The organism is Amycolatopsis sp. NPDC033938, from assembly GCF_055575975.1.
In genome coordinates, this window is the sequence record NZ_JBVIRO010000006.1 from 19,461 (window position 1) to 37,893 (window position 18,433).

Here is an 18,433-nt window from a genome sequence, read left to right on the forward strand (position 1 = left end):
CGCAGCGGGGGGGTCGGGCGTTTTACGATTTGTGGGGTCCCGGGGGGGGTCTTGTGGGCAAAATGGTGTAACCACCCAAATTGCCACACACGACCCCCGCGCAAAACCGCAGAACCTACCCAAGTCAGACACCCATCTTCAGAAAAGTGTCCCTTGTGGACGGTGGGGGCACTGGGGGCGCGGCGTCCGTCAGTCTGCCCGGTCCCGCGCCGGGACACGCCACGTTGCCTTACCACTCACGAGGCTTGACCGGCTCGATGCCAGAGTCTCCGGCCCGCGCGAGTCCGTGAAGGCCTCCTTCCCTACTTTCAGGGTAGGGAAGGAGGCCTTCACGGACCGGTCAGGAAATCGAGCACCGCGGCGCGGAACGCGTCGGGCGCCTCCAGCCACGGCACGTGGCCGACGCCGGACAACCGCACCCGGGTCACCGACGGCAGCGCACGCTCCAGCGAGTCGACCGCCCATCGGGGCCGGTTGTCCGCCACTCCGTCGATGATCAGGACAGGAACCGTGAGCGCGCGACAGGCCTCGGCCAGTTCCTGCTCCGGCGTCGCCCGGATTTCTTCGCTCAGCGCGAGGTTCGCCTCGTAGTTGATCGGGAACCACGGTGTCGCCATCGCCTCGGCGTGGCGGGCTCCTTCCCTTACGAAGTCGGCCGCCCACTGCAGCACCGCGAGTTCACGCTCTTCGGCCTCGTCACGCTCCTTCGCGCGAAGCTCGGTCCACCGCGCGAGCCGTCCACCCAGCGCCTGCTCGAAGTTCCGCTTGAACTCCGCGTGCCAGCCGTGGCCAAGACCGACGCCGGACACGTAGACGAGCGCGCTCACCCGCTCAGGATGCGCGAGGGCGTAAAGGAGACCGAGATGCGCACCCCACGAGTGCCCGAGCACCGGGACGCGATCGAGCCGGTGCCACGCACGGACGGCGTCGACGTCGGCGACCATCCGGGCGAGGGTGTGCGGACCGCGCGGGTCCGATCGTCCGGCACCGCGCTGATCCCACCGGACAAGCCGGAACCGCGCGCCGAGATCGAGCGTGCCGAACATGTCCCACAGTCCAGGACCGCCATGACAGCACAGGATCGGTTCGCCCCGGCCCGCCGCCGAGGTCCAGAGCTGACGGCCGTCGTCGGTGATCATCCCGCGATTATCCAGTAGGCACGATCGCCGTCGTTGGTTATCTTCCGCGCATGACGACGTACACGCCGCCGCAGCGGACGGCAACGCTCGCCGACGCGCCCGCCATCGCGGCGCTGATGCGGGCGTCGGTGCTGGAGTTGTTCCCCCGGTTCTACGACGAGCGGCAGACCGCGAGCGCGGCGGAGCACATCGCGCACCTCGACCTGCGCTTGCTCGAAGACGGCACCTACTTCGTGCACGAGGCGGACGGCGAGATCGTCGCCTGCGGCGGGTGGAGCAGGCGCAACAAGACGCACGCCGGCTCCGGCGACGCGGCGGACGACGACCGCCCGCTCGACCCGGCGACCGAACCCGCGCGGGTTCGCGCCATGTTCGTCCGCGGTGACTGGACCCGGCGGGGGCTCGGGAGCGCGATCCTCGAATCGTGCCGCCTCGCGGCGAAAGCCGAGGGCTTCACTTCGCTGACGCTGACCGCGACCTTGCCCGGTGTCCCGCTGTACCGGGCGTTCGGTTTCACCGAGGTCGAGCGGGTGACGGTGACGACACCCGACGGTGTCGACGTCCCGGGCGCCGTCATGGTCCGAGACATCGACGCCCCGGATAGCATCGGCGGATGATCTCCGGGGCCACCGCACTCTCGTTCGTCTTGGTCTGCCTGCTCGGCGCGATGGCGCCCGGCCCGGATTTCCTGGTGGTGACCCGCAGCGCGATCCTGGGCGGACGCAGGGCCGGGATCGCCGCCGGACTCGGGATCGCGCTCGGCGTCTTCGTCTGGGTGGTCGCGATCGCGCTCGGTGTCGCGGCGATTCTCACCGCTTCGGCGATCGCCTTCACCGTGGTGAAACTGATCGGCGCCGCCTATCTGGTCTTCCTCGGTGTCAAGGCCTGGCTGGCGGTGCGTCGCGGCGACTACAGCGAACTCAAGGACAAGGTGACGCCGGTCGTCGCGCCGAGGGCGGCGTTCCGGCACGGGCTGCTCACCAATCTGCTCAACCCGAAGGTCGCGGTGTTCTTCCTCGCCCTGCTCCCCCAGTTCCTCCCGCACACGGCCTCGACAGCGCAGACCCTCCAGCTGGCGATGCTGGCCACCGCGGTGGCCGTCGTGTGGACCTTCGTCCTGGCGACACTGGTCGGTTCACTGCGGAGGTTCTTCTCCGCCGGACGGGTGCGGCGCGCGATGGACGCGGTGATGGGCACCTTGCTGGTCGGGCTCGGCATCCGGGTCGCCGTCCAGAGCTGACGAACGCGCGTGAAGGCCCCCTTCCCTCGGCTGAGCCGAGGGAAGGGGGCCTTCACGCGACGTCAGAGAACTTCGGCGGCGAGGTGCGTGCCCTGGACCCGGGCGCCGATCTTGGCGAACGCGATCTCCCGCGACGTCGACGTGTCGTCGGCGAACGGCGAGAAACCGCAGTCGTCACAGGTGCCCAGCCGCTCGGCCGGGATGTACCGCGCCGCCTGAAGCACCCGGTCCCGAACCTCCTCGGCGGTTTCGACGCGCGGGTCGATCGGGTCGGTCACGCCGACGAAGATCCGCTGCTCGGGCCGGGAGTGCTCGGCGATCACACGGAGCGCTCGCTCGGGGTCCGGCTCACTGGCCAGCTGCACGTAGACGTTGCCCACCTTCAGCTGGAGCAACGTCGGCAGGAGTGCGTCGTAGTCGACATCGAGACTGTGCACCGAGTCCTGATCTCCGCCGGGGCAGGTGTGCACACCGATCTTCGCGCGCTCCTGCTCGGAAAACCGGTCCAGCACGGCGTTGTTCAGGTCCACAAAGGACTGCAACAGCCCACCGGACGGATCGAGCTTCAGCGACAGCCTGCCTTCGGTGAAGTCGATCTGGACGCTGTCCGCGCCCGCGTCGAGACTGCCGCGGATATCGGCCTCCGCTTCGTTCACCAGGTCGGCGGTGAACTGTTCTTTGCTGTATCCGGCCAATTCCTCACCGGGGTAGATCAGCCCGATCGCCGAAGCCGCGATCACCGCCTGCTTCACCGGTTTGGTCGTATGCTTCTTCGCCTCGCGCAGATACGAAGCGGCGTAGGTCTGATAGCGGAACGGACCGGCGGTGAGCCGCGGAAGCTGCCGGGTGTGCCCGTCGGCGAAGGGGATGACGACACCGTCCGGCGCGAGCGAAGTCAGCCCTGCCAAGGGGTATGTGGCGAAACTCGGCTTGCCTTGTTCGCCATCGGTGAGAACCGGCGAACCGGTCTCCTCCAACCGGTTGACGGTCTCCGCAACGGCCTTTTCCGTCGCTTCGCCGAGCCCGTCGGCGTCCAGCCGACCGGCCGCGTGCTCACTGAGAGCTTCCAGGAGATACGCCGGACGGGGAATGCTGCCGATCGGTTCGGTGGGTATCGTCATCGTGCGTTTTCCTCCCAGGTGAAACCGCCTGCGGTCGAGATCATGAAAACTACCGATCATTCCCCTCGTCGAGGATCTTTCTGCGTGCGGAGGCCCCGAATGGGCCAGCGCGGTCCAGCCGAACGCACCATTCACCGGGCGTATAGGTCGTTATACGAAATCCGGCTCGAATTCGATGCTTATCCCGCACTGGCCCTGGGTATTCCCTCGTTGTCGAGCGGGCGCGCGCCGAAGGAGAAACCGATGCTGAGCCATCACGATCGGCAGGAGCTGGAGAAGATCGAGCGCTGGTTCGAACTGACGGAGCCCGCGCTGGCGGCCCGGCTCCGGTCCGGCAAGCCCGCACGGCCCCCCCTTGTCCGGCTGGCGGTCGTTCTGAGCATCGATCTGACCGCCGGACTGCTGATGCTGCTGGGCATGGTGACGAACAGCCCGGCCTTGCTGCTGGTCGGGATGATCACCGTGACCGCGGCCGTGATCGTCCACCTGTCCCGGTTCGGCCGTGACTGAACGTCTTCCCGCACCCCGGTAAGGTCTGGGCGATACGTCCGGTTCACTGGGAGGAAGACCATGCGGTTCATGATCATCATCAAGGCGGACGAAGAGTCCGAAGCCGGGAAGATGCCGCCGATGGAAGCCTTGACCGCCATGGCGAAGTTCAACCAGGAGATGCTCGACGCCGGCGTACTGGTGGGCGGCGAAGGTCTACAGGAAAGCTCGAAGGGCGCGCGGGTCACCCTCAGCGCCGCGGGGGCCACCGTCACCGACGGCCCGTTCACCGAGGCCAAGGAACTCGTCGGCGGCTTCTGGATCGTCGACGTCCCGTCGCGGGCCGAAGCGATCGAGTGGGCGAAGCGCTGCCCCATTCCCCCGCAGGGCGACACCGTGCTGGAGATCCGCAAGATCCTCGAAGCGGAGGACTTCGGCGAGAACTTCACTCCGGAACTGCAGGAGAACGAGCAGCGTATGCGCGACGAGATCGCCGAACGGTCTTAAGCTCGCCGTATGGCCGTCCGGGAGTGGGTGCTCCACGTCGACCTCGACCAGTTCATCGCTGCTGTCGAGGTCGCCCGGCGGCCTGAGCTGCGCGGGAAGCCCGTGGTCGTCGGCGGCAAGGGTGATCCGGCCGAACGGGCCGTGGTGGCGACGGCGTCGTACGAAGCGCGAGAGTTCGGCATCCAGTCCGGGATGCCGTTGCGCACCGCCGCGAAACGCTGTCCTGAGGCGATCTTCCTGGCCACGGACGCCCCCGCCTACCAAGAGGTCTCCGACCGGGTGATGGCGACGCTGCGGGAATTCCCGGTGGTGGTCGAGGTACTCGGCTGGGACGAGGCGTTCCTCGGCGCCACCACCGACGATCCCGAAGCCCTCGCCGCCGACATCCGGCGGGTGGTGTCCGAGGAGACCGGGCTGTCCTGCTCGGTCGGCGTGGGAGACAACAAGCTGCGGGCCAAACTCGCCACCGGATTCGCCAAACCGGCCGGGATCTTCCGTCTCGTCCAGGAGAACTGGTGGGACGTCATGGCCGACAGGCCGACGGACGCGCTGTGGGGCATCGGCGCCAAAACCGCGAAAAAGCTCGCGGCGGCCGGCTGGCACACCGTGCTGGACCTGGCAGGCGCCGACGCGGGTGACCTCGCCGCACGATTCGGCCCGAAGCTCGGCCCGTGGTACCGGATCCTCGCCGGCGGAATCGGCGACGCCGAGGTCACCGCGACGCCGTACATCGCCCGGTCCCGCAGTCGTGAGACGACGTTCCAGCAGAACCTGACCGACCCCGGGGCCATGGCCGCCGAGGTCGTCGCGCTGGCGAAACGCGTTTCCCAGGACGTCGCCGACGAAGGCAGGCCGGCCGCGCGGGTCGCGGTCAAGGTCCGGTTCGCGCCGTTCCTGACCCACACCCACAGCGTGACCCTGCCCGCACCTACGGCGGACCCCGGTGAGATCGAGAAGGCGGCGCTGGCCGTGCTCGACATGTTCGACCTCGGCAGACCGGTCCGCCTGCTGGGTGTCCGCGCCGAATTCCCCTCGGCGGCGGCGCGATCCGCGTCGCCTTGACAGCGCTCTGGGCGCTTTGCCATCCTGGTTTCGGGCCGAGAGGCGCTGCGACGGAATTCTTCCGCCACGCTCGGCCCGCCGTGACAGTCGTAAGGGCGCCTCCCATTGCGGAGGTGTCCTTTTTTGCGTTGTAACACTTTTCCGGCTGCCGCCGTCTTCGAGGCCGCACGCTGAGCTCCCGCGCTGACTCCGTTCTTCGCGCCATCGGCGGGAAGAACCGCTCCACCCTGCCTTCCTTCACGATTGGAGAACCTGTGAGCCCCACCCTGACCAAGGTCAACGGGATCGAATTCGCCGTCGCCGATCTTTCGCTCGCCGAGGCCGGCCGTAAGCAGTTGCGCCTCGCCGAGGTCGAGATGCCCGGCTTGATGGCGCTGCGCCGCGAATTCGCCGCCTCGCAGCCGCTCAAGGGCGCACGTGTCGCGGGTTCGCTGCACATGACCGTCCAGACCGCCGTGCTGATCGAAACGCTCGTCGCGCTCGGTGCCGAGGTGCGCTGGGTGTCCTGCAACATCTTTTCCACGCAGGACGAGGCGGCCGCGGCCGTCGTCGTCGGCCCGAACGGCACCGTCGACGCTCCCTCGGGCTCGGCCGTGTTCGCGTGGAAGGGCGAGACGCTCGCCGAATACTGGTGGTGCACGGACCAGCTCTTCGACTTCGGCGGCGGCCGCGTCCCGAACATGATCCTCGACGACGGTGGCGACGCGACCATGCTGATCCACAAGGGCGTCGAGTTCGAGGCCGCCGGTGCCGTCCCGCAGCCGACCGACGACGACCCGGAGGAATACCACTCCGTGCTGCGCACGCTGAGCGAGAGCCTCGCGCGTGACGCCGGCCGGTTCACCCGCATCGCCAAGGAGGTCCGCGGGGTCACCGAGGAGACCACCAACGGCGTCAAGCGGCTCTACAAGCTCGCCAAGGAAGGCGAGCTGCTGTTCCCGGCGATGAACGTGAACGACTCGGTGACGAAGTCGAAGTTCGACAACAAGTACGGCATCCGGCACTCGCTCATCGACGGTCTCAACCGCGGCACCGACGTGATGATCGCGGGCAAGGTCGCCGTCGTCTGCGGTTACGGCGACGTCGGCAAGGGCGCGGTGGAATCGCTGCGGGGCCAGGGCGCCCGCGTGGTCGTCACCGAGATCGACCCGATCTGCGCGCTGCAGGCGGCGATGGAGGGTCTCGACGTCGTGGAACTCGACGACGTCGTCGAGCGTGGCGACATCTTCATCACCACCACCGGCAACTTCGACATCATCATGGCCGACCAGATGGCCAAGATGAAGCACAACGCGATCGTCGCGAACGTCGGGCACTTCGACAACGAGATCGACATGGCCGGGCTCGCGAAGATCCCGGGCATCCAGAAGATCGAGATCAAGCCGCAGGTGCACGAGTGGGTCTTCCCCGCGACCGGCGAGCGCGAAGCGCACTCGATCATCGTGCTGTCCGAGGGCAGGCTGATGAACCTCGGGAACGCGACCGGCCACCCGAGCTTCGTGATGTCGAACTCCTTCACCAACCAGACGATCGCGCAGATCGAGTTGTTCACGAAGCAGGGCGAGTACACCACCGACGTCCACGTGCTGCCGAAGCACCTCGACGAGAAGGTGGCGCGCCTGCACCTCGACGCGCTGGGCGTCCGGCTGACGAAGCTGACCAAGCGCCAGGCCGAGTACATCGGCGTGGACGTCGAAGGCCCGTACAAGCTGGATCACTACCGGTACTGAGCTCCCTCATGGCTCAGGTCCCTACCTGAGCGGCGGTTGATCCCAGCCGGTCCGTGAAGGACTCCTTCACTACCTTCAGGGTAGGGAAGGAGTCCTTCACGCGCTCCCACGGGTCACGAGGGGGCACGCTACGACTGTGACATTAGGCCGAATGCGTGAAAACTGCCGCCGGATGGACCTGTTTCCCCGGACGTGGACCGGGCATCCCCTAAGTAGCCACACCCCGGCATCAACTCGGCCGGGCGACTACGAAGGAGAAGGTGCCCCGTGATCATTCTCGGCGTCATCCTGATTGTCATCGGTGTCATCGCCAGCATCCCCGTTCTGTACTCGATCGGGATCGCGCTCGCGGTCATCGGCATCATCCTGGCCGTCCTCGGCAACACCGGGAAGGCCATCGGCGGTCGCGCCCACTGGTACTGAGCCCCCGGTACCAGTACTGAAACGCCGACGGGCACCCGACGTACCCCTCACGCCGGGTGCCCGTCGGCGTTTCCGTTCCCCGTCCGTCGGGTATGCACCCAGGACGAGGAGAAGGAGGGAGAGCCGATGCCCGGAACGGACCCCCGCCCCTACTTGACGGCGGCGAAATACCCGTGCGGACGCGACGAACTCCTGCGGGCCGCCGCGGCGGCCGGAGCGGGTGACGACGTCCTCGGTCCACTGGGGACACTTCCCGCGACCGACTACGCGGACGGGGACGGCGTCTGGGAAGCGGTGCGCGAGTGCGACGGCGCTTCGATCCACGACACCGCGAAGGAAGCCCCCTGACACATGAAGGGGTCCCCCGGCTCCGAGGGGGAGGGAGAGCCGGAGGACCCCGTCATAGTTAACACATTCACGGCCCGGATGTACACGAATGCATACACCTTCGGGTGGCAATCGGTCCTGATCGCCCCGATCGGGCCGGACTGGTGTATTCGCCGCCGGTCAGGAAGCCCGCAGCAGCAGCCGGGCCTCCACCTCCGCACACGTGCAGCCACCGTCGACGTCGAAGCAGTCGATCGTCAGCGTGTGCCGGGCGAAGTCGAAGTCGACGCAGCCGTCCTCACTGCATTCGGTGGACCCGCCTTCGCGGTGGACTACCAGGGTTCCGTGGCAGTGGTCGAGACCGTCGGCGCAGAACGCGCACTCCATGCTCATGCCGCCTCCCGCGATCGATCGAAGATCGCTTCGGAAAAGTTCTCCTCGATTGCCTTACTACCACCGAGGGACGACAGATCCTCGCATACGCGCGGCGTGTCGCGAGACCCGGCCGGGTGAGTCCGGCCACAGTGTCCACAAAGGAAGGTCAGGCGCTCTTCGGGGTTCGCTTGCCCGTGGCGGGTTTCTTCGCCGCTGTCGCCTTCTTGGCGGACGATCCCGACGACTTCCGGCTCTTCTTCGCCTCGCTCACACTGGCCTGCAGGGCCTCCATGAGGTCGACGACGTCACCCTTCGCGCTGACGGCCTTCGGTTTCGTCGTCTCGCTCCCCGCGGCCTTGGCCTCGATCATGGCCTCCAGGGCCTCACGGTAGGAGTCGGTGTACTTCTCGGGCTCGAACACCGGCTCCGAAAGGGAGTCGATCAGCGAGCCCGCCATCGTCAGTTCCTGCGGCCGCACCTGTGGTGGGTCATCGTGCAGGAAACCGAAGTCCGGGACGCGGACCTCGTCGGGCCACAGCATCGTCGTCATCATCAGGACGTCGTTGTGCACCCGCAGTACCGCCAAGGCCTCCCGCTGGCGGATGGCGACCTTCGCGATCGCCACGTGACTCGCCTTCTGCAGCGCGTCACGCAGGACGACGTACGGCTTGACCGCGTTCTTCTGCGGCTCGAGGTAATAGGTCTTGTCGAAGTTGATCGGGTCGATGGACTCCAGCGGCACGAACTCGAGCACGTCGATCGCCCGTGACGACGCCAGCGGCAGCTCGGCCATGTCCTCGTCGGTGAGCACGACCATCTCGCCGTCGGGCAGCTCGTAGCCCTTGGCGATCTCGGCGTAGGGCACTTCCTCGCCGTCGATCGTGCAGAACCGCTTGTACTGGATCCGGCCACCGTCGGACTCGTGCACCTGGCGCAGCGAGACGTTCTTGTTCTCGGTGGCCGCGTAAAGCTGGATCGGGATGCTCACCAGCCCGAACGACACCGAGCCCTTCCACATCGAACGCATCGCGCCGCACCTCCACCGCCGTTACCGACCGTACTCACGCTCGGTAACAACGGTAGCCCGAAACGTCGGACCGCGACAGTCCCGTGAACCCGATCGCGGGACCGTCGTGGTCCGAAAATCACGCTTCGGCCAGGTACTTCTCCGCCTTTGCCGGATCGAGGAACCAGTGCTGGAAGTCGGTGGGATCGGAGAATCCGTTCGCGAACCGCTTCGCCACAGCGGGGTTCTCCCCCGCCGCGCCGATGATCTGGAGCACATGCGGGGGCGGCGGCTGCAGCATCGCGTTGGTCCAGATGGTCACGTGCTGGGCGTACTCCCAGTACTTCTCGAACGCCGCCGTCATCCACTCGGCGTCGAACGGCTTGTCCCCGCGCTCGAGGATCGAGTCCAGATAGGACGCCGCGCAGTGGCTCGCGTTGTTGGAGCCCTGCCCGGTGATCGGGTCGTTGGCGACCACGACGTCGGCCATGCCCAGCACCACCGTGCCCGAGTCCAGCCTGCCGACCGCGTTCCGCACGACCGGGGTGTACCCACCGGCCAGCGTCGCCTTGTCGTCGGTCAGCACGGCGTTCTTGGACCGCTCGTACTCCCACGGGAGGAACTGCTTCATCAGCGACAGGATCCGGTCGAGATGCTGCTGCGGCGACGGCCGGTCGTCCCAGCAGTCCAGCGGCCCACCCGGGATGCCCTCGAAGAACAGGATGTCGCAGTTCCCGCTCAGCGTGTACGCCGGGATCATGAACAGCTCGCCGACACCGGGGATGATGTTGAACCGCACCCCGGCCTTGTCCGGATGCTCCGGCCGGGGCTCGAGACCGTGCACGTAGGCCAGCGAAAGCGCACGCTGCGGCTCGGTGTAGGGGGAACGCTCCGGCACGCGATCGAACAACTGGACCAGCTCACCCTTGCCCGCGGCGATCACCACGAGGTCGTACAGCTTCGCCAGGGGCGCCAGGTCCGAGGTGGTGACGCCGTGGATGACGACCTTCCCGCCGCGCTCCTCCACCAGTTCGAGCCAGCCCGCCATCTTCACCCGCTGGTCCACCGACTGCGCGTAGTGCTCCAACGGCCCGAACCAGTCCAGCACCCGGCTGGAGTCCGGACCGGCGATCGACACACCGAGGCCTTCGACCTTGACGGTCTCGTTCTCCCACAGGTTCAGCTTGTGGTCACGCTCGTGCTGCAGGGCGGAGTCGAACATGCACTGGGTCGACATCACCTTGCCGGACCGGATCTCGTCCGGCGTCCGCGCCGACATCACCGTGACGTCGTAGTCGTGGGACAGCAGGCTCAAGGCCAGCTGCAACCCCGACTGCCCGGCACCGACGATCAGAACCTTGCGCATCCTCGACATTCCTCCCAGAACCGGTCAGCTGAGCGAAGCAAACTCACGTCCCCCGGAGAGCACCGCGAGGGACAGCGTGTGGGTCACCAGTTCCTGCAGCGTCGCGACCGCCGACTTGGGGTCGCGCGCGTCGCAGGTGATCAACGGGATGTCCGGGGAGAGCGCCAGCGCGTCGCGGACCTCGTCGAGGTCGTGCACCGGCATTCCCTCGAACTGGTTGACCGCGACGATGAACGGCAGTTCGGAGTCGTTCTCGAAGTAGTTGATCGCGGCGAACGACTGGTCGATCCGGCTCGTGTCGACCAGCACGACGGCACCGAGCGCACCGCGCGACAGGTCGTCCCAGAGGAACCAGAACCGGGCCTGACCTGGCGTGCCGAACAGGTACAGGAGCAGGTCTTCCCGCAGGGTGATCCGGCCGAAGTCCATCGCGACCGTGGTGGTGGACTTGGTTCCCGGGGGCACCAGCTCGTCAACGCCGGCGCCTGCCTCGGTCATCCAGGCCTCGTTGCTCAGCGGCGGAACCTCGGAAACCGAGCCGACGAACGTCGTCTTGCCCACGCCGAATCCACCGGCGACCACGATCTTGGCGGAAATCGCCAGCAGATCCGTGTTCACTTCGGAACCCGCGACCGCATTCGTGTCGCCAGGGCGCTCTTTCACGACGTCACTCACGCCCTTCCTGAATGGCGCCCTGCCACCTCGAATGCGGGGCCTGGCGGCCGGGGCGGGTTCGAATTGGGTACTCGTGCGGCCAACGACCCGAAGGCTCCGCCGCTCCGTCTGAGTCAGACCGGGAGGCGCTTGAGTCCATCGAGGATCCTCTCGAGCACGTTCGTATCGTGGTTGTAGGCGTGTGCCGTCGGGTGCACGAAGACCGCGCCCTGGGTGGCGAGGTCGCCGATGAGGACGCGGACCACGCCCAGCGGCAGGTCGAGCCCCACCGACAGTTCGGCGATCGAGGAGCGATCGCGGGCGCGCTCGTACAGCGAACGCGATTCGGGCATCAGCGCCTCGGCCAGTGCCGGGTCGTAGCGCGGTACCGAGATCAGGGTCTCCACCAGCAGCAGGTGACTGCTCTTGGTCCGGCCGCCGGTCAGCGCGTACGGCCGGATTCTGCGGCTGCGCATCTTGACGGGCCGGTCCGGAGCTTGGTCGCTGGACACGGTCATCCCTTCCTTCTCCGGATTCTCAGGCCTGCGGCCGTCGGGCGGTCAGGACCTGCCGGAGTCCCGCGCGCACCTCGGGGGTGAGGGCGTGACCGGCGTTGGTGATGAACTGGGTCATCTCGTAGGCGACGACCTTCATGTCGCAGTCGGGTTCGGTGAGCACGGCGAGTCCCGCCTCGGCACCGATCCCCATGAACAGGAAGTAGCCGCGGGTGAGCCGGATGATGATCTGCTCACAGTTTCCCTTGCCGAACAACGAAGCGCTGTTGCCCGCGAGGCTGAGCAGGCCGCTCGCGATGGCGGCGAGCTGCTCGGCGTCGTCGCTGGACACCGATTCCGAAGCGGTCAAAGGGAAACCGTCGACGGACATGATCAGCGCGTGACTGGCGCCGTGCACCTTGCGCACGAAATCGTCGAGCAGCCACGTGAAATCCGTGGTCGCGTCCTGGGCGGTCACTGGGTGTTTCCTCCGGTCTCACGCTCGCGCCGGTCATCGAGAGCGGCGCGCTCGCCGTCGGTGAAGGCGTCGAGGTCGGCCAGCAGCGCCTCGTGCCCCTCCGCCGCGTCGGCGGGCGGGGTGGTCGGCGGGGCCGGTTCGTCGGGCAAAGTCCTGATACTGCGGGAAACCCGGCGCGGCAGGCCACTGGGCGTGGTACCGCCGTCGGCGGGCGGCGGGACGGCCGTACGCGGACGCGGGCTGGGCTTCCGCTCCGGTTCCGCCGACGGCGCCGGGCGGCGCCTCGGCAGCCCCGACGGCGTCGCGACCGGGCTTCCCAAAGGTGCTCCGTTGGCGATCTTCGTCTGTGGCAACACCACGGTCTGCGTGCCGGACCACTGCGTCTCGGCCAGCTCCGACACCACCGGGACCGGCAGCAGCACGGTGGCGACCGTGCCGTGCGGGGTGCGGCGATCGAGCTTGACGGTGATCTCGTGCCGGTCGGCGAGCCTGCCGACGACGGCGAGTCCCATATGCCGTACCGAATCGTCGTCGAGGACGGGACCGGCGGCAAGACGTTCGTTCAGCACCGCGAGGCGTTCCGGCGGCATGCCGATGCCCTCGTCTTCGATGCGGATCAGCACGCTTCCCTGTTCGGTCAGATGCGCGCTGACGCTGACCGGCGAACTCGGCGAAGACTGGTTCGCCGCGTTGTCGAACAGTTCCGCGAGGATCCGGCTGACGTCCTCGGCGGCGAAACCGACGACGCCGAGCGGAACGACGCGGCCGATCGTGATCCGCGAGTAGTGGTCGATCGACGACATCGCGGCCCGCATCACGTCGAGCACGGACGAGGTCCCGGTCGCCGCGTCGTCGGCGTCGCGACCGGCGAGGACACGCAGGTTCTCGGCGTTGCGCCGCAACCGGGTCGCCAGGTGGTCGAGCCGGTAGAGCTCGGCGAGACGGTCGGAGTTCTCCTCCCCCGCCTCCATCGTTTCCAGCTGCGCGAGCAACTGGTCGAGCAGGTTGAGGTCGCGCAACGCGACGTTGGAACAGACACCCGCGAGTGCTCCGGCGTCCGGCGCCTCCACGGCTGGCCGCTGTTCCGCCGCCGGTTCGGCAGGCGGCGCCGAAGGGGCGTGCCGGGGCGGTGCGGCGAGGAACTGCGCCGCGGCGACCCGGGAGCGGTCCAGAAGAACCCGTGAGCGGTCAAGCAAGCCTCGAGCCCGCGTCACCATGTGCTTCCACTTCTTTCTCTTCGCGTACCCGGACCCGTGTTGCACTCCCCAGTGACAACGTCCGACATGCAAGCAGACGGAACTATCGGTGTCCACAACCGGTTTCCGTTCAACCGCTGGCAGTCACCTGATAACGAAAGCGTTGCGGCTGGTGAGCGGTGCACACTAGGCCATTCGGCTCAATTTGCCCATCGCGTGCGCCGTGTCGTGCCCGAAAAGTGCGGAGTGCGCATAAATTTGCGTGCCACGCAACTTTTGCCTACCCTTGCCGTCGTGCCAACGGACCCTGTCGCCCCTCTCGGACTACGCGAACGCAAGAAGCGCGCGGCTCGGCGCGCCATGAGCGAGGCGGCGCTGAAACTCGCCGCGGAGAAGGGCGTCGAACAGGTCCGCGTCGAGGACATCGCCAGCGCCGTGGGGGTTTCGCCGCGCACGTTCAACAACTACTTCTCCAGCAAGGAGGAGGCGATCTGCTCGTTCATCGTCGAACGGCAGGAACGCGTGCGGGAGGCGCTGCGCGAGCGGCCTGCCGAGGAGACGCTGTGGGAGGCGGTCAGCGCCGCCACGCTGGAGGCCTACGGCAGCTCGGGGGAACCGGACCGCGGCACGGTGAAGGTCGCGCGGTCGATGATGCTGCACCCGTCGATGCACGGCGAGTTCCTCAAGGCACACGCCACCGTCGAGCAGGTGCTGGCCGAGGCGATCCTCGAACGGGCGGGCGCCGGGCCGGAAAAGGCGTTGAACGCGCGGCTCATGGCGGCGATGGTGGAGTCCGCGGTGAAGACCGCGTTCTTCGACTGGCTGACGAACGAGGGCGCCGAGCCGTTCCTGGAGACGATCGAGAGCCTCCTGCGCGAGGCCGCCACGGGCGTCCCCTCGCTCACTGGACCCGAATCGGTGAAGAAACCGAACAAGAAGTAACACCCTACCCACCACTGGGGGAGTAACCGTTGTGCTGACGAAGCTGTTGCGCACTCACCTGCGCCCATACCGGCGAGACCTGTGGCTGATCGTGCTGCTGCAGTTCGTCCAGACCCTCGCCGGGCTCTACCTGCCGACGCTGAACGCCGACATCATCGACGACGGCGTGGTCAAGGGCGACATCGACTACATCCTCGGTGTCGGCGGCGTGATGCTGCTGGTGTCGCTGGTGCAGATCGCCTGCTCGATCGGCGCCGTCTACTTCGGCGCCCGCACCGCCATGGCGGTCGGTCGCGACGTCCGCGCGGCGATCTTCCACCGCGTACAGGACTTCTCCGCCCGCGAAGTCGGCCAATTCGGCACGCCGTCGCTGATCACCCGCACCACCAACGACGTCCAGCAGGTGCAGATGCTGACGTTGATGTCGTTCACCTTGATGGTGTCGGCGCCGATCATGTGCTTCGGCGGCATCGTCATGGCGCTGAACCAGGACGTGACGCTGTCGTGGCTGCTGGTGGTCGTGGTCCCGATCCTGGGTATCTCGGTCGGCGTGATCATCGCGAAGATGCGCCCGGCCTTCCGGCTCATGCAGGAGCGGATCGACAAGATCAACCAGATCCTGCGCGAGCAGATCATGGGCATCCGCGTGATCAGGGCCTTCGTCAAGGACACCCACGAGCGGCGGCGGTTCACCGAGGCCAACACGGCGCTGCTGGACGTCTCGCTGATCGTCGGCAGGCTCATGGCCCTGATGTTCCCCATCGTCATGCTCGTGATGAACACCTCCAGCGTCGCCGTGCTGTGGTTCGGCGGGCTGCGCATCGACGACGGCAGCATGGAGATCGGCGCGCTGACCGCGTTCCTGTCCTACCTGATGCAGATCCTCATGGCGGTCATGATGGCCACCTTCATGTTCATGATGGTGCCGCGCGCCGAGGTCAGCGCCGAGCGCATCACCGAGGTGCTCGACACCCACTCCAGCGTCGTCCTGCCGCTGAACCCGGTCAGCCCCGGCGAAGTACACGGACGACTCGAATTGTCCAATGTGGAATTCCGGTATCCGGGCGCGGAAAAGCCGGTCCTGCAGGATATCTCGCTGCTCGCCATGCCCGGTGAGACGACCGCGATCATCGGCAGCACCGGCAGCGGGAAGACCACGCTGCTCAACCTGATCCCGCGGCTGATGGACGCCACCGACGGCTCCGTGCGGGTCGACGGCGTCGACGTCCGCGAACTGGATCCGACCGTGCTGTCCGACGCCGTCGGGCTGGTGCCGCAGAAGCCGTACCTGTTCGCCGGGACGGTCGCGAGCAACCTCCGCTACGGCAAGGCCGACGCCACCGACGAGGAACTGTGGCACGCGCTGGAGGTGGCACAGGGCAAGGAGTTCGTCGAGCGGATGCCCGAGGGCCTCGACTCCCCCATCGCGCAAGGCGGCACGAACGTCTCCGGCGGTCAGCGGCAGCGGCTCGCGATCGCGCGCATGCTGGTGCGCCGCCCCGAGATCTACCTCTTCGACGATTCCTTCTCCGCGCTCGACTACGCGACCGACGCGGCGCTGCGGCGGGCGCTGGTCGCCGAGACCGCCGAGGCGACCGTGGTGATCGTCGCGCAGCGGGTCAGCACGATCCGCAACGCCGACCGCATCGTCGTGCTCGACGAAGGCCGGGTCGTCGGTAGCGGAACGCATACCGAACTCATGGACGGTAACGAGACCTACCGGGAAATCGTGCTGTCCCAGCTGACCGAACAGGAGGCCGCCTGATGAGCGCGCCCGAGTCCACAACGGACACTTCAGGCGCTTCAGGCGCGTCGGCCGCTCCGGCGAAAGGCGTGGGTGAGCGAGCGAGCGCGCCCCGCGGGCCGGGAGCGGGCGGAGGTGGAGCCGTCTTCAGCCGTGGCCCCGCCGCCCTCATGGGCGGCCCGGCCGAGAAGGCCTTGGATTTCAAGGGATCACTGAAACGCCTGTTGCGCCTGCTCCAGCCGCAGCGCGCCGTGCTGTACGGCATCCTCGCCGCCGGGGTCGCCAGCGTGACGCTGAGCGTCATCGGCCCGAAGATCCTCGGCATGGCGACCGACCTGATCTTCGCGGGTGTCATCGCGCAGGGCCGTCCCCCGGGGGTCAGCAAGGAAGAGGTCATCGCCGGGCTGCGGGCGAAGGGCGACAGCACCCTCGCCGACATGTTCTCGGCGATCGACTTCGTACCGGGCCGGCGGATCGACTTCGACGCCGTCGGCCAGGTCCTGATGTGGGTGTTGCTGCTCTACATCGTGGCGTCGTTCTTCTCGCTGCTGCAGGCCCGGCTGACCACGAACCTGGTACAGCGGGCGGTGTTCGAACTCCGGGAGCGGATCGAGGAGAAGTTCGCCAAACTCCCGCTGAGCTACTTCGACCGCCAGCCACGCGGTGAGGTGCTGAGCCGGGCGACCAACGACATCGACAACCTCGCGCAGTCGCTGCAGCAGACCCTCGCGCAGATCGTGACGTCGCTGCTGACGGTCGTCGGCGTGCTCACGATGATGTTCGTCATCTCGCCGCTGCTGGCACTGGTCGCGCTGCTGTCGGTGCCGGCGTCCGTGCTGGTCGCGGCGAAGATCGGCAAGAAGGCGCAGCCACAGTTCATCAAGCAGTGGTCCACCACCGGGCGGCTCAACGCCCATATCGAGGAGATGTACACCGGGCACTCGCTGGTGAAGGTGTTCGGCCGCCGTGAGGAGGCGGAGGAGGTCTTCCGCGAGCACAACAACACCCTCTACGGCGCGAGCTTCAAGGCGCAGTTCATCTCGGGCACCATCCAGCCCGCGATGATGTTCATCGGCAACCTGAGCTATGTGCTGGTGGCCGTGATCGGCGCGCTGCGGGTGGCGTCCGGGACGCTGTCGCTCGGCGACGTCCAGGCGTTCATCCAGTACTCGCGGCAGTTCAGCCAGCCGGTCACGCAGATCGCCAGCATGGCGAATCTGCTGCAGTCCGGGCTCGCGTCCGCGGAGCGGGTCTTCGCGCTGCTCGACGCGGACGAGCAGGAACCCGAGCCCGCCGAGCCCGCGCGGGTGCGGGCGGTACGCGGCCAGGTCGAATTCGAGCACGTGTCGTTCCGGTACGCGCCGGACACCCCGCTCATCGAGGACCTGTCGCTGACCGTCGATCCGGGGCACACCGTCGCCATCGTCGGGCCGACCGGGGCCGGGAAGACCACGCTGGTCAACCTGCTCATGCGGTTCTACGAACTCGACGGCGGCCGGATCACCCTCGACGGCGTCGACATCGCCGAGATGGACCGCGAGGACCTGCGGTCCAAGACCGGCATGGTGCTGCAGGACGCGTGGCTGTTCGGCGGCACGATCGCGGAGAACATCGCCTACGGTTCCGCGGGCGCCACGCACGAGGAGATCGTCGCGGCGGCCAAGGCGACCCACGTCGACCGGTTCGTCCGCACCCTGCCCGACGGCTACGACACGATCATCGACGACGAGGGCGGCACGGTCAGCGCCGGTGAGAAACAGCTGATCACCGTCGCGCGGGCGTTCCTGGCGAAGCCCGCGATCCTCATCCTCGACGAGGCCACCAGTTCGGTCGACACCCGGACCGAGGTGCTGATCCAGCGGGCGATGAATTCGCTGCGCGAGGGCCGGACGAGTTTCGTCATCGCGCACCGGCTCTCCACCATCCGCGACGCGGACGTCATTCTGGTGATGGAGAACGGCTCGATCGTCGAACAGGGCGACCACGAAACGCTGCTGCTCACCGGCGGTGCGTACTCGCGGCTCTACGCCGCCCAGTTCGCCGAGGCGTTGGCCGAAACCGACTGATCCGTCGTTCGTGAAGGCCCCTTTCCCTACTCTCACAGTGGGAAAAGGGGCCTTCACCACGCGTACGGGCGATG

At 67.4% G+C, this 18,433-nt stretch carries 20 protein-coding genes; 11 read left to right on the forward strand and 9 right to left on the reverse strand.

The features are described from left to right. Positions 1-329: 329 nt before the first annotated feature. Positions 330-1,139: an alpha/beta fold hydrolase gene (locus tag ACZ5ZX_RS18020; protein WP_465503132.1), complete on the reverse strand. Its 810-nt coding sequence runs from the start codon at positions 1,137-1,139 to the stop codon at positions 330-332. A 50-nt stretch (positions 1,140-1,189) separates the two neighbouring features. Here ACZ5ZX_RS18020 and ACZ5ZX_RS18025 point away from each other — a divergent pair, with 50 nt between their 5' ends. Together ACZ5ZX_RS18025 and ACZ5ZX_RS18030 are read left to right on the forward strand one after the other, a co-directional pair. Then, positions 1,190-1,756: a GNAT family N-acetyltransferase gene (locus tag ACZ5ZX_RS18025; protein WP_465503133.1), complete on the forward strand. Its 567-nt coding sequence runs from the start codon at positions 1,190-1,192 to the stop codon at positions 1,754-1,756. Then, positions 1,753-2,379, forward strand: coding sequence for a LysE family translocator (locus tag ACZ5ZX_RS18030; protein WP_465503134.1), 627 nt, complete (start codon positions 1,753-1,755; stop codon positions 2,377-2,379). The genes ACZ5ZX_RS18025 and ACZ5ZX_RS18030 overlap by 4 nt, the downstream gene beginning before the upstream one ends. 62 nt (positions 2,380-2,441) lie before the next feature. Here ACZ5ZX_RS18030 and ACZ5ZX_RS18035 read toward each other — a convergent pair whose 3' ends face one another. Beyond that, a complete protein-coding gene (locus ACZ5ZX_RS18035) occupies positions 2,442-3,500 on the reverse strand; it encodes a cobalamin-independent methionine synthase II family protein (RefSeq protein WP_465503135.1) in 1,059 nt (352 codons plus the stop codon). 243 nt (positions 3,501-3,743) lie between these two features. Between ACZ5ZX_RS18035 and ACZ5ZX_RS18040 the strand changes: the two genes are divergently transcribed. The 6 genes from ACZ5ZX_RS18040 (at position 3,744) to ACZ5ZX_RS18065 (ending at position 8,059) form a co-directional block, all read left to right on the forward strand. Then, positions 3,744-4,010, forward strand: a complete 267-nt coding sequence (locus tag ACZ5ZX_RS18040) for a DUF3040 domain-containing protein (RefSeq protein WP_465503136.1) — start codon at positions 3,744-3,746, stop codon at positions 4,008-4,010. A 60-nt stretch (positions 4,011-4,070) separates the two neighbouring features. Continuing rightward, positions 4,071-4,496 (forward strand): YciI family protein, encoded by a 426-nt coding sequence (locus ACZ5ZX_RS18045; protein WP_465503137.1) that lies wholly within the window; start codon positions 4,071-4,073, stop codon positions 4,494-4,496. A gap of 9 nt (positions 4,497-4,505) precedes the next feature. Next, complete coding sequence (locus ACZ5ZX_RS18050; RefSeq protein WP_465503138.1) at positions 4,506-5,558, forward strand: DNA polymerase IV; 1,053 nt, start codon at positions 4,506-4,508, stop codon at positions 5,556-5,558. A gap of 254 nt (positions 5,559-5,812) precedes the next feature. Continuing rightward, on the forward strand, positions 5,813-7,288 hold the full coding sequence (gene ahcY, locus ACZ5ZX_RS18055) for an adenosylhomocysteinase (RefSeq protein ID WP_465503139.1): 1,476 nt from the start codon (positions 5,813-5,815) through the stop codon (positions 7,286-7,288). Between the two features lie 267 nt (positions 7,289-7,555). Continuing rightward, positions 7,556-7,711 (forward strand): DUF6131 family protein, encoded by a 156-nt coding sequence (locus ACZ5ZX_RS18060; protein WP_005159014.1) that lies wholly within the window; start codon positions 7,556-7,558, stop codon positions 7,709-7,711. A gap of 126 nt (positions 7,712-7,837) precedes the next feature. Further along, the gene (locus ACZ5ZX_RS18065) at positions 7,838-8,059 is read left to right on the forward strand and encodes a DUF2795 domain-containing protein (protein WP_465503140.1); all 222 of its coding nucleotides are present in this window, start codon (positions 7,838-7,840) and stop codon (positions 8,057-8,059) included. A gap of 159 nt (positions 8,060-8,218) precedes the next feature. Here ACZ5ZX_RS18065 and ACZ5ZX_RS18070 read toward each other — a convergent pair whose 3' ends face one another. The 7 genes from ACZ5ZX_RS18070 to ACZ5ZX_RS18100 form a co-directional block, all read right to left on the reverse strand. Next, positions 8,219-8,431: a hypothetical protein gene (locus ACZ5ZX_RS18070; protein ID WP_465503141.1), complete on the reverse strand. Its 213-nt coding sequence runs from the start codon at positions 8,429-8,431 to the stop codon at positions 8,219-8,221. Between the two features lie 148 nt (positions 8,432-8,579). Continuing rightward, complete coding sequence (gene ku, locus ACZ5ZX_RS18075; RefSeq protein ID WP_465503142.1) at positions 8,580-9,440, reverse strand: non-homologous end joining protein Ku; 861 nt, start codon at positions 9,438-9,440, stop codon at positions 8,580-8,582. Between the two features lie 118 nt (positions 9,441-9,558). After that, a complete protein-coding gene (locus ACZ5ZX_RS18080) occupies positions 9,559-10,785 on the reverse strand; it encodes a styrene monooxygenase/indole monooxygenase family protein (protein WP_465503143.1) in 1,227 nt (408 codons plus the stop codon). Between the two features lie 24 nt (positions 10,786-10,809). Beyond that, positions 10,810-11,403 carry a GTP-binding protein gene (locus ACZ5ZX_RS18085; protein ID WP_465503388.1) on the reverse strand — a complete coding sequence of 198 codons (594 nt, stop codon included), beginning with the start codon at positions 11,401-11,403 and terminating at the stop codon, positions 10,810-10,812. A gap of 170 nt (positions 11,404-11,573) precedes the next feature. Further along, positions 11,574-11,957 carry a DUF742 domain-containing protein gene (locus ACZ5ZX_RS18090; protein WP_044855021.1) on the reverse strand — a complete coding sequence of 128 codons (384 nt, stop codon included), beginning with the start codon at positions 11,955-11,957 and terminating at the stop codon, positions 11,574-11,576. A 19-nt stretch (positions 11,958-11,976) separates the two neighbouring features. Then, positions 11,977-12,411 (reverse strand): roadblock/LC7 domain-containing protein, encoded by a 435-nt coding sequence (locus ACZ5ZX_RS18095; RefSeq protein ID WP_465465010.1) that lies wholly within the window; start codon positions 12,409-12,411, stop codon positions 11,977-11,979. Further along, a complete protein-coding gene (locus ACZ5ZX_RS18100) occupies positions 12,408-13,628 on the reverse strand; it encodes a sensor histidine kinase (RefSeq protein WP_465503144.1) in 1,221 nt (406 codons plus the stop codon). The genes ACZ5ZX_RS18095 and ACZ5ZX_RS18100 overlap by 4 nt, the downstream gene beginning before the upstream one ends. Before the next feature lie 273 nt (positions 13,629-13,901). Here ACZ5ZX_RS18100 and ACZ5ZX_RS18105 point away from each other — a divergent pair, with 273 nt between their 5' ends. The 3 genes from ACZ5ZX_RS18105 to ACZ5ZX_RS18115 are packed head-to-tail and all read left to right on the forward strand — an operon-like array spanning position 13,902 to position 18,359. Beyond that, positions 13,902-14,549 (forward strand): TetR/AcrR family transcriptional regulator, encoded by a 648-nt coding sequence (locus ACZ5ZX_RS18105; protein ID WP_465503145.1) that lies wholly within the window; start codon positions 13,902-13,904, stop codon positions 14,547-14,549. 31 nt (positions 14,550-14,580) lie between these two features. Further along, positions 14,581-16,314: an ABC transporter ATP-binding protein gene (locus ACZ5ZX_RS18110; protein ID WP_465503146.1), complete on the forward strand. Its 1,734-nt coding sequence runs from the start codon at positions 14,581-14,583 to the stop codon at positions 16,312-16,314. Continuing rightward, the gene (locus ACZ5ZX_RS18115; protein WP_465503147.1) at positions 16,314-18,359 is read left to right on the forward strand and encodes an ABC transporter ATP-binding protein; all 2,046 of its coding nucleotides are present in this window, start codon (positions 16,314-16,316) and stop codon (positions 18,357-18,359) included. The genes ACZ5ZX_RS18110 and ACZ5ZX_RS18115 overlap by 1 nt, the downstream gene beginning before the upstream one ends. Positions 18,360-18,433 lie beyond the last annotated feature (74 nt).